Genomic DNA, 11,162 nt, shown 5'->3' on the forward strand with positions numbered 1-11,162 from the left:
CGGTTTTCAACCGCTCGCCCGCCTTGCGCGGAATCAGCGAGGGCGCCACCACCGCGCAGCCATGGCCCAGTGCTGTCAGATCACGGTAAAGGCCGTAGCCGCAGGGGCCTGCCTCGTAGCAAAAACTCAGCGACTCACCCGGCCGGCTCAACTGCTTGAGCAGTTTGCGCACCGCCGCGTCACTGTTCACGATAGTGCCGTGATACTCCGGCTCTCCGCGCCCAGGACGCGCCACCGCTACGGCAATCGTCGCTTTATGTACGTCCAAACCCACATAGACTTGGTTAAACTCATTCATGACCTGTCCCCCTCGATGCGGCTCTGTGTTGAAGGTGTTTCCCACTCCGAAAACATAACCCGCGTTCTCGAGGTGGGGCAGGTCAATCCATGATGTCTACAAGCTGCCATCGCGCGGGCCCTGGCAGACTCTCTCAGCCTTCCAGCGTGGCGCTCAGGCTGATCCGCGCATTGAGCACCTTGGATACCGGGCAGCCTTCCTTCGCCTGGTTGGCGATCTGCTCGAATTGGGCCTGGTCGGCACCGGGGATCTTCGCCTTCAGGGTCAGGTCGACGGCGGTGATGCTGAAGCCTTCGCCGTCCTTGTCCAGCGTGACCTCGGCGTGGGTCTCGATGCGTTCGGCGGTCAGCCCGGCCTGGCCCAGCATCATTGACAGCGCCATGGAGAAGCAGCCGGCATGGGCGGCGCCGATCAGCTCTTCGGGATTGGTGCCGGGAGCGTCCTCGAAGCGGGTATTGAAACCATAGGGGTTGTCCTTCAACGCGCCGCTCTGGGTGCTGAGGCTGCCCTTGCCGTCCTTCAGGCCGCCTTGCCAGACGGCGGATGCGCTTTTCTTCATGACGGAACCTCGTTCAGTGGGTGGTGGTTCGGTGGCGCCTAGCGCAGCTGCTCGGCGGCCAGGATCGCGCTGGCCAGCTCCATGTCGCTGGCCTGCATCTGCGGTTGCTCGCTGCGCAATCGCTGCAGCATGGCTTCCAGGTACGGGCCGCGGATTGCGCCGTCGCTGGCGACGAAGCTGCCGGCATCCTCGCGCGCGGCGACCACCAGCTTGTTGTCCTTGAAGGTCAGGTAGGTCGATGCCGTGGTGGCACCCGAGGAAAGGATGTCGCGCACCAGGCCGTCGGCCATGGCGGCACCGAATGGCGCCAGTGCAAGGATGATCACGGCGAATAGTTGCTTGCGCATGGACGGCATCTCCTGAGAGTCGTTCCTTTAAGGGTCAGAGTACGCCGCCGCGTCTGGAGTTCCGGTCGCGGTCAGCCGGGCCCATCGATCAGCTGGCGAATGCGCGTGGCGAGCATGTCGATGCTGAAGGGTTTGCCCAGCATGTCGGTGCCCGGACCGAGGAAGTCGCTGTGTACCTCGTTGTCCGGCACGTAGCCGGTGATGAACAGCACTTTCAGCCCGGGGCGGTGCTGGCGTGCGCTCTCCACCAACTGGCGGCCGTTGAGGCCCGGCAGGCCGAAGTCGCTGACCAGCAGGTCGAGGCGTTCGCCGCCGTGCAGATAGGGCAGTGCACTGGCCGAGTCGAAGGCCTCGAGCACCTGGTAACCGAGCTCCTGCAGGACTTCCACCACCAGCATGCGCACGGCGGCTTCGTCCTCGACCACCAGCACCGTCTCGCCATCGCGTGCGCGCGGCACCTCGGTGACCTGCCGTGCCGCCGCCTGTTGCTCTTCCTGGGCTTGGTTGCGCGGCAGGTAGAGCGTGATGTGGGTGCCCTGGCCGAGGCGGCTGTCGATGCTGACATGACCGCCGGTCTGCTTGGCGAAGCCATAGACCATCGACAGGCCGAGGCCGGTGCCCTGGCCGATGGGCTTGGTGGTGAAGAACGGGTCGAACGCTTTGGCGATGGTCTGCGCGGACATTCCGGCACCATTGTCGGCGACGCTGAGCAGTACGTAGTCGCCGGGCTCGGGGGCGTCGGGCTGGCGACCGTCGATCCGTACATTGCGCGTGCGGATATCCAGCTGGCCGCCGTCGGGCATGGCGTCGCGGGCGTTGATCACCAGGTTGAGCAGGGCGTTCTCCAACTGATGGGCATCGGTGTAGGCCTGCCAGATATCGCCCTGCAGTTCGATTTCCAGCCGGATGTGTTCGCCCATGGTGCGCCGCAGCATGTCTTCCATGGACACCACCAGCAGGTTGATGTCCACCGGCTTGGGGTCCAGGGACTGGCGGCGGGCGAATGCCAGCAGGCGGTGGGTCAGCGCGGCGGCCCGATTGGCCGAGGTGGTGGCGGCATCGATGTAGCGATGGAGGTCGCCGCTGTTGCCGCTGGCGATCCGGTGCTGGATCAGATCGAGCGCGCCGAGCACGCCGGTCAGCATGTTGTTGAAGTCGTGGGCCAGGCCGCCGGTGAGCTGACCGATGGCTTCCATCTTCTGCACGTGCCGCAGCGCTTCCTCGGCGCGTTCGCGCTCGGCCATCTCGATGTGCAGGCGGCTGTTGATCGCCGCCAGCTCCCGGGTGCGTTCGGCGACCCGCCGCTCCAGGCTGTCGTTGAGTTCGCGCAGCGCTTCCTCGGCCGCGACCTGGGCGGTGACGTCGGTGTTGGTGCCGAACCAGTGGGTGACCTGGCCGAAATCGTCGCGAATCGGCAGTGCACGCGAGAGGAACCAGCGGTACTTGCCGTCCTTGCCGCGCAGCGGGAAGGTCTCCTCCCAAATCGAGCCGATGGCGAAGGCGCGCTTCATCGAGGCGCTGACCCGCTCATGGTGGTCGGGATGGTTGACCGCCCGCCAGCCGAGGGCACGCATGGCCTCGCTGGTCGTGCCGGTGTAGTCGTACCAGCGCTTGTTGTACCAGTAGATATACCCGCTGGGCTCGGCCATCCAGGCGAACTGGCTCATGTTGTCGGCGAGGGTGCGGAATTGTTCCTCGCTCTCGCGCAGCGCGCGTTCGGCGCGCATGCGCTCGTCGGCGGTCCAGGCACGGTCGGCGGCTTCGCGGATGAACGAGATGTCGTCGTCGAGCCAGGCGCGCGGCTGTTCTTCCAGCAGCATCAGCACGGCGGCGATGCGGCCCTGATCGAACAGCGGTACGCAGACGATGCTGCGGATTCGGCTTTCGGCGAAGCGCTCGGCGTGGCTGGCGGTGCGGGCGTCGTGCAGTACGTCCTCGATGACGACCAGCTCGTTTTCCTGCAGGTCGTAGAAGAAATCCCCGTAATCGGCGAAATGCACCACCTCGTTGCTGCTGTCGGAGCCGCCGTCGCTCCAGTAGCGCTCGATGGTGGCGCTCTGGCTGGCGGCATCGACGCTGGCGAACAGCACGCGGGAGACGCCGATGGTGCGGCCGATCACGCTCACCGCGGCGTGGGCGATGGTCTGGCTGTCGTGCTGCTCGCGCAGCAGGTCGCCCAGCTCGATCAGTGCCGCCTGACGTTGTTCGGCCTGGCGCCGTTCCGTGATCTGCTCCTCGAGCATCTCGTTCATGCGCTGCATGCGCTCGGCCGCGTTGCGCTCGGCGGTGATGTTGCGGGCGGTGCCGAGGATGCGCACCTCGCCACTGGGATCGACCAGGCGGCGGCCGCGGTTGGCCAGCCAGACGAACTGGCTGATGCGGGTGTCGAAGATGCGGTAGTCGAGCTGGAACTCGCCTTCGCCCTTGCCGGCCAGGGTGTCACCCAGCGCCTTGATCAGCGTGCCGCGGTCGTCCGGGTGCACTCGCGCCAGGATCTCGTGCACGCTCAGCGCCGGCTGCTCGGGCGTGAGCCCGGCCATGGCCTTGAGCTGGTTGTCCCAGTGCAGCGAATGCTGGCTGTCGCGGTATTCCCAGACGCCGATGGAGGCGATCTCGTTGGCCAGGCTGATGCGCTGTTCCGCCTCGCGCAGGGCCTTGCGCGCGCGCGCGCGCTCGGCGGCGCCGCGGGTGCGCTCGAGCACCTCGCGAACCAGGGCGACGTCGTCCGCGCTCCAGCGGCCCGACAGGCCGCGGGCGAACAGCAGCACGGTCCGCGGTGCTCCGGCTTCTTCCTCCGGCAGTTCGGCCAGCAGGAGGTTGGGGCTGGCCAGGCTGCGGCACAGCCCGCTGCTGTCGGGCATGTGTTCGTCGAGCATGAGCGTGCTTTCGTGCAGCAGCCGCCGGGCAATGGTATCGCCGGCCTGCGCCAGGGTATGGCGGCCGAGCCGGCTCGGGCTGCCGGGGGCGAGCCATTGTTGCTGGATGACCAGTGCGTCGTCCTCCAGGCTGCCCCAGGCGACGCATTCGCTGCGGGTCAGGTGCGCCAGGCGCTCGTTGAGTATGCAGAGGATGTCGACGCGCTCGCTGCTTTCCTGCAGGCAGTCGCTGAGGTCCAGCAGGAAGGCCTGCAATGCCTGGCGGCGGGTACGCTCGCTGATGTCGCTGAAGGTGCAGATCGCGCCCTGCAGCTCGCCGTCGCGGTAGATCGGCGCGACGCGGTATTCCACCGGCAGGCTGCTGCCATCGACGCGGAAGAACAGCTCGTGCTCGACATGCCGGGGCTCGCCGGTGAGGGCGGTGTGCTGGATCGGGCAATCGTGTACCGGGTAGGGGCTGCCGTCCGGATGGCTGTGGTGGATCACCTGATGCAGCTGCCTGCCGAGCACCTCTTCGCGGCTGGTGAAGCCGAGCAGCTTGAGGAAGGCATCGTTGCACAGGGTGACCGCGCCGCTGCGATCGATGGAGTAGAAACCTTCGTTGGCCGAGTCGAGTAGCAGGCGGGTAAAGGCTTCGCTCTCGCGCCGCTCGATCTCGAGGCGGCGCCGGCTGTCGATGTCCTGGGCGATGCAGATCCAGCGCAGCAAATGCCCGTCGGCGTCGTAGATCGGTGCTGCGCTGGCCTGGAACCAGCGCAGGTTGCCGTCGACATCTAGTAACGGCAGCTCGAGGGTGAAGGGCAGTTCCCTGCGCAGGGCCTGCCGCCATTGTTCGGCGATGCGCTGGCGATCGGCCATGGCGATCGCGGCGAGCCAGCCGTTCGCGCGCGACGCCTCGGCGCTGAGGCCGGTGAACTCGCACCAGTAGCTGTTGCAGAAGTTCAGGCCACCATCCGCCTCGCATTGCCAGACCACCTGCGGGCTGAGGTCGACCAGCGCGCGGTAGCGCTCCTCGGCGTCGCGGACCGCGGCCTGCTGCAGACGCGCCTCGGTGAGGTCGCGCAGGATCTTGACGAAACCGCGCACCTGGCCCTGGCTCTGCAGCGTCGTGAGTACGCCGCTGGCCCAGAAGCGCGAGCCATCCTTGCGCTGATGCCAGCGTTCGTCCAGCGCCGAGCCTCGCTGCAGCGCCGTCTGCATTTCCTGCTCGGGCGCGTTCTGCGCGCGATCCTCCTCGGTGAAGATGCAGCCGGCATGACGGCCGATCGCCTCTTCGGCGGACCAGCCGAGCTGTCTGTGCGCGCCGCTGTTCCAACTGGTGATCCGCCCCTGCAGGTCGGTGGAGAGGATGGCGTAGTCCTGGGCGCTATCGATGATCTGCCGGCTGCGCTCTTCCTCGGTGCGGGCCCTGCGCAGTTCCAGCAATGCCATGACCTGCCGCGCCACGGCTTGCAGATGTTCGCCCTGTCGTGGGCTCAGCTCGCGCGGCTGTCGATCGACGACGCACAGCGTGCCCAGCGGCAGCCCGGCGTCATCGCGCAGTATCGCGGCAGCGTAGAAGAGCGTGGCGCTGCCATCGGCCAGGCGGGGCATCTCCAGCGGGGCGCGCAGCTCGTCGGCACGGCGAAGGACCAGCGGCCCGGGCTGCAGGATCGCCTGCGCGGACAGCGAGCGTTCGCGCGCGATGCTTTGCCGCTCCAGGGCGATCGCGGCCTTGCAATGCTGCTGCTCGCCGTCGATGAAGTGAATCGCCGCCGCCGGGCAGGCGCAGAGTTCTGCGGCCATGGCGGCGAGATCGTCGAAGTCCGCTTCGGCCAAGGTATCCAGAGCGGCATAGCGCGCCAACGCGGTCAGCCGGTCAACTTCATTCCAGGTCGCTGCGGGGGCGCTGTATTCGGCGTTCAAAGTGTTCTGCTCGGCTATCCATGGCTCTGAGTAATCCAACGGTTCACATAGTGAACACCCGGCAAGGCGACGCGTGTCGAGTGGTCAGCAAAAGACTACGCCGAGGCTGCTTGGTTCAGGCGCGCGGCGACAAAAAACACCGACGAGCGGAGCGTTTTGCCGCCGGTGCGTCAGCGGCGCTGGGCGGCGTTCAATGCCTCGAGCAGCTTGGCGTCCCGGTTGTAGATATCCGGGCGATAGCGGGGCTGGCCCGTTTCGTCGGCCTCGGCGGTCCAGTAGGCCATCAGGATCGGGATCGACTGCGCCAGGCGATATTCGTGCGTCTTGCCGCTCGCCAGCAGGGTGGCGACCGTTTCCCGCTCGTCGGGCGTGAGCAGCAGGTCGACCAGTTGCAGGGCCGATTCGACGCGCACGCAACCGGAGCTGAGGGCGCGCGCGGCCCGGGCGAACTGCGGCTGGCTCGGCGTGTCGTGCAGGTAGACCGAGAACGGATTGGCGAAACGGATCGCCACCTGGCCGAGCGGATTGGCCGGGCCGGCATCCTGGCGCAGGAAGATGCCGCGCGGGTTGTTCCAGTCGACGCTGTTCGGGTCCAGCGGGTTGCCCTGGGCATCGAACACATGCATCTGGTTGCGCGCCAGATAGCCGACATCCTCACGGATTCGCGGCAGCTTGTCCTGGCGCAGGATGGTCGGCGGCACGGTCCAGGTGGGGTTCAGCGTCAGGCGGGTGATCCGCGATTTCAGCGGCGGCGTCTGGCGTCCTTCGCGGCCGACCTGGGTGCGGGTCTGCCACTGCACGCAACGGTCGTGGAAATAGATCAGCCGCGCGCCGGCGATATCCACCAGCAGCGATTGCGCCTCGAGGTCGTGGGCAACCCAGCGCAAGCGTTCGAGGTTGATGCGCAACTGGTCGAGGCGGCCGGCCGGGCTGACGTTCAACGCGTGCCGGGTGGCGGCGCCGACCACGCCGTCGTCCTCGAGCCCGTGCTGCAACTGGAAGCCCTTGACCGCTTCGACCAGCTCGGGCGCGTAGCGCATATCGGTGACGCCGGTATCGTCCAGCAGACGCTGGCGCAGCAATGGAACGCGCGCGTCGCTCATCCCCGGGCGCAGCGTTGGCCCCGACGGCATCGCCTGCCAGTCCGGCAGCGGAGCGTTGCGCAGGCTGGCGTAGACACTGCGCAGGTCGCGATACAGCTCGAGCGAAGGCCGTGCCCGATCGAAGGCGGTCGCCGGATCGTCGAGGCCGTCGAGGGCGATCTGCAACAGGCGCTGGCGATCGTCGGGTTCGGGCGAGTCCGGGCTGCGCCAGATCGGCTCGACCCGCGCCTGCGGCAGGCGCCCGTGGGCCAGGTGCTGCAGCGCTTCGAGATAGGCGTGGCTGGCGTGAATGTCGCTGCACTCGCGATGCAGCGGTTCGGCCGTGGCGGTCTGCAGCTGCAGGCGGACACGCTCGGGCTGGTACTGCGCCGGATCGAGACCGTCGTCGGCCAGTTGCGCGAGCTGCTGCAACAGGGCGTCGAGCTGCGGGTAGGCGGTCCAGGCGAGCTGGAAGTCGCGCGCCTGGTAGAACGCCTCGAGCCGTTGCAGGGCGTCCGCTTCGAGCGTTGGTGGCAGCGCCGGGCAGGCGCTTGGCAGCGCTCCGAGGGCCGATTCGATTGGCGCGGAGGGCGCCGGGAGAGGTTCGGCCGTGGCGGCGGCGGGAATGCAGCACAGCCAGACGGCCAGACGGAATGCATGTTTTTTGAACAACGTTTCGCTCCAGACTATCCCATCGACTGCTAGACTGCGCCGCTCAAGGGCTGCGGCTCCTGGGGTTCTGCCAGGGTCCATTCAGACCATAAGAACATATTGCGCCGGGCATCTGGGACTCACTCGTTCCCACCCGGCTTCGTTGCGCCGCTGTTGCCGATTGGCGGCGAGTACGGGGTGCCGGCCAGGCAGGAAGCCGCAAGGTCGTGCCCGATGAGGTTGCGCGTTCATGTCCATACTCCGACGTGCCTGCCTGGCGGCAGGTCTTTTCGTTTTCGCGTTGCCTGTATGGGCAGCCACCGCCACCTACCAGCCGATGGTCGACAGCCTGGCGCGGCTGGCTCCGACGCTCGATCGCCAGGTGCTGACCCATGCCGTGGCGGCCATGCAATGCGCGGTGAACAACGGTGCCAACCCGGCACAGCGGCTGGCGGTGATCGACTTCTCGCGGCCCTCCAGCGAGCGCCGGTTATGGATTTTCGACCTTGACAAGGGCGAATTGCTCCTCGAAGAGCTGGTCGCCCATGGCCAGAAGTCCGGCGACAACCTGGCGACTCGCTTCTCCAACGTGGTCGGCAGCCACCAGTCGAGCATCGGCCTGTTCCGCACGGCCGAGAGCTACAGCGGCAAGCATGGCTACTCGTTGCGCATGGACGGCCTGGAGCCGGGCATCAACGACCGCGCCCGCGAGCGGGCCATCGTCATTCACCCCGCGGCCTACGTGGATCCGTCGTGGATCGTGACCCAGGGCCGCATCGGTCGCAGCCAGGGCTGCCCGGCGGTACGCCCGGAAGTCGCGCGGATGGTGGTCGACAGCCTCAAGGGCGGGCAGTTCATGTTCTCCTGGTACCCCGACCAGCAGTGGCTGCAATCCTCCGCCTACCTCAATTGCAAGCCGAGCCAGGTGGCGAGCATCCTCGCGGCCGGGCGGGGTTGATTTGCGGCTAGAAAAAGCAGCTACAAGGCTCAAGCCTCAAGCTGCAAGAAAAAGCGCCGACGGGCTTCAAAAAAGCTGGACAGGCCTTGGCGCCAGCCGCCTCACTGATTCGCTTGCAGTCGTAGGCTGGGTCACGCTTCACCGACCCGGCGGGCGGAGTCATGGTGGATGTAAAAAACGACATCCACCCTACGCCAGCTTGCAGCTTGCAGCTTGCAGCTTGCAGCTTGCAGCTTGCAGCTTGCAGGCTGCCCTACCTTTGCTCGCTCTGCGGCGTCACCCGCAGCACTTCCTCGAGCGTGGTCAGCCCGGCGGCGATCTTCTGTGCGCCGGACAGGCGCAGGCTGCGCATGCCGTCCTTGAACGCCTGGCGGCGCAGGGCGACGAGATCGGTGTCGGCGCTGATCAGCGGCTTGATCGCGTCGTTGAGCAGCATGATTTCGTAGACGCCGGCGCGGCCGCGATAGCCGGTGTCGCGACACTCCAGACAGCCCACCGCCTGCTGCGCGGTGCTCGGCAGCGGTGCGTTCCAGGGCCTGGTCAGCGCCGCCCAGTCATCGCCATCCAGTTGCACCGGCGCCTTGCAGTGCGGGCACAGCGTGCGTACCAGGCGCTGGGCCATCACCCCGAGCAGCGTGGCCTTGAGCAGGTAATGCGGCACGCCGAGTTCGAGCAGGCGGGTGATGGCGCTGGGTGCGTCGTTGGTGTGCAGGGTGGAGAGCACCAGGTGGCCGGTCAGCGCCGCCTGGATCGCCATCTCGGCGGTTTCCAGGTCGCGGATCTCGCCGACCATGATGATGTCCGGGTCCTGGCGCATCAGCGCGCGCACGCCGCTGGCGAAGGTCAGCTCGATGTTGTGCTGCACCTGCATCTGGTTGAAGGCGCCCTCGATCATCTCGATCGGGTCCTCGATGGTGCAGACGTTCACTTCCGGCGTGGCCAGCTGCTTGAGCGTGGTGTACAGCGTGGTGGTCTTGCCCGAGCCGGTCGGCCCGGTGACCAGGATGATGCCGTTGGGCTGGCCGGTCATGCTCTGCCAGCGGCGCAGGTCGTCGGCGGAGAAGCCCAACTGGTCGAACCCCTTGAGCAGCACGTCGGGGTCGAAGATGCGCATCACCATCTTCTCACCGAAGGCGGTCGGCAGCGTCGACAGGCGCAGCTCCACCTCGCCGCCGTCCGGCGTCTTGGTCTTGACCCGGCCGTCCTGCGGCTTGCGCTTCTCGGCGACGTTCATCCGGCCGAGGCTCTTCAGCCGGCTGACCACCGCCATCGTCACCTGCGGCGGGAACTGGTAGACATTGTGCAGCACGCCGTCGATGCGAAAGCGCACCGTGCCCTGCTCGCGGCGCGGCTCGATGTGGATGTCGCTGGCGCGCTGCTGGAAGGCGTACTGGAACAGCCAGTCGACGATGTTGACGATGTGCGAGTCGTTGGCGTCCGGCTCCTGGTCGCTGGCGCCGAGGTTGAGCAACTGCTCGAAGTTGCCGACGCCGCTGATCTTCTGCTCGGTGCCGCTGGCGCCGCTGACCGACCTGGCCAGGCGGTAGAACTCGACGGTGAAGCGCTGAATGTCCGCCGGGTTGGCCACCACGCGCTTGATCGGGCGCTTGAGCACATGGGTCAGGTTGGCTTCCCAGCCGTGTACGAAGGGCTGGCAACTGGCGATGGTCACCGCCGCGCTGTCCAGCGCCACGGCGAGAATCCCGTGGCGCTGGGCGAAGGCATAGGACATCAGCGGGGTGATCGCGGCGACGTCGATCTTCAGCGGGTCGATGCGCAGGTAGGGCTGGCCGGCGTGCTCGGCGAGCCAGAGGGTCAGGGTTTCCAGGTCGAGCTTCCTGCCCGGGCGCTGCAGGTCGTCGAGTTGCTGCGCGGCGAGGAATTCCAGCGGGTGCTGCTGGTTGTTCAGCGCGCTGCGGCGCACCGCCAGGCACTGTTCGGCGCTGACCTGGTCGACGCGCCCCGCGGCGACCAGTTCGCGCAACAGGTCGTTGAGATCGAGGAAGCGGTCGGCAACGGACGGGGCGAAGGCGGACATCGAGGACTCCATGGGAGGTAGCGGCAAGCTTGTAGGGCGGGTTGCAACCCGCCGAGCGGAGCCGGGGTCCGGCACACCGGCGGGTTTCATCCGCCCTACGATTCTTAAGTAGGGTGGATGTCGCTTTTTACATCCACCCTGGCTCCGCTCGGTGGGGCGTCACCTGGTGGAACGCCACCCGGTGGATCGGTGAAGCGTGATCCACCCTACTTGGCTTAAGTAGGGTGGATGTCGCTTTTTACATCCACCCTGGCTCCGCTCGGTGGCGCGTCACCCGGTGGAACGCCAGCCGGTGGATCGGTGAAGCGTGATCCACCCTACTTGGCTTAAGTAGGGTGGATGTCGCTTTTTACATCCACCCTGGCTCCGCTCGGTGGCGCGCCACCCGGTGGAACGCCACCCCGGTGGATCGGTGAAGCGTGATCCACCCTACTTGGCTTAAGTAGGG

General features: G+C 66.9%; 6 protein-coding genes and 1 pseudogene. 1 reads left to right on the plus strand and 6 read right to left on the minus strand.

Annotation, left to right across the window (positions count from 1 at the left end; all coding sequences use genetic code 11):
- The 5 genes and pseudogenes from IN820_RS17110 to IN820_RS17130 all read right to left on the minus strand — a co-directional run.
- Nucleotides 1-298 (minus strand): annotated as a pseudogene (locus IN820_RS17110) (IS110 family transposase); the annotation flags it as partial.
- Nucleotides 299-431: 133 nt separating this feature from the next.
- A complete protein-coding gene (locus IN820_RS17115) occupies nucleotides 432-857 on the minus strand; it encodes an OsmC family protein (protein ID WP_193682130.1) in 426 nt (141 codons plus the stop codon).
- 38 nt (nucleotides 858-895) lie between these two features.
- Entirely contained in the window at nucleotides 896-1,204 is a 309-nt protein-coding gene (locus tag IN820_RS17120; protein WP_193682131.1) for a DUF2388 domain-containing protein, read from the minus strand.
- A 71-nt stretch (nucleotides 1,205-1,275) separates the two neighbouring features.
- Nucleotides 1,276-5,985 (minus strand): PAS domain S-box protein, encoded by a 4,710-nt coding sequence (locus IN820_RS17125; protein ID WP_193682132.1) that lies wholly within the window; start codon nucleotides 5,983-5,985, stop codon nucleotides 1,276-1,278.
- A 170-nt stretch (nucleotides 5,986-6,155) separates the two neighbouring features.
- Entirely contained in the window at nucleotides 6,156-7,739 is a 1,584-nt protein-coding gene (locus IN820_RS17130; protein WP_193682133.1) for a L,D-transpeptidase family protein, read from the minus strand.
- 229 nt (nucleotides 7,740-7,968) lie between these two features.
- Here IN820_RS17130 and IN820_RS17135 point away from each other — a divergent pair, with 229 nt between their 5' ends.
- Entirely contained in the window at nucleotides 7,969-8,676 is a 708-nt protein-coding gene (locus IN820_RS17135; RefSeq protein ID WP_193682134.1) for a murein L,D-transpeptidase catalytic domain family protein, read from the plus strand.
- Nucleotides 8,677-8,929: 253 nt separating this feature from the next.
- Here IN820_RS17135 and IN820_RS17140 read toward each other — a convergent pair whose 3' ends face one another.
- The gene (locus IN820_RS17140; RefSeq protein WP_193682135.1) at nucleotides 8,930-10,714 is read right to left on the minus strand and encodes a GspE/PulE family protein; all 1,785 of its coding nucleotides are present in this window, start codon (nucleotides 10,712-10,714) and stop codon (nucleotides 8,930-8,932) included.
- Nucleotides 10,715-11,162 lie beyond the last annotated feature (448 nt).

Origin of the sequence: Pseudomonas lopnurensis, assembly GCF_015070855.1 — a bacterium.
GTDB lineage: Bacteria > Pseudomonadota > Gammaproteobacteria > Pseudomonadales > Pseudomonadaceae > Stutzerimonas > Stutzerimonas lopnurensis.

Bases quoted from the DNA above. Each gene is read 5' to 3' on its own strand.
- IN820_RS17115 (WP_193682130.1), bottom strand. From the start codon at position 857: ATGAAGAAAAGCGCATCCGCCGTCTGGCAAGGCGGCCTGAAGGACGGC.
- IN820_RS17135 (WP_193682134.1), top strand. From the start codon at position 7,969: ATGTCCATACTCCGACGTGCCTGCCTGGCGGCAGGTCTTTTCGTTTTC.
- IN820_RS17140 (WP_193682135.1), bottom strand. From the start codon at position 10,714: ATGTCCGCCTTCGCCCCGTCCGTTGCCGACCGCTTCCTCGATCTCAAC.
- IN820_RS17120 (WP_193682131.1), bottom strand. From the start codon at position 1,204: ATGCGCAAGCAACTATTCGCCGTGATCATCCTTGCACTGGCGCCATTC.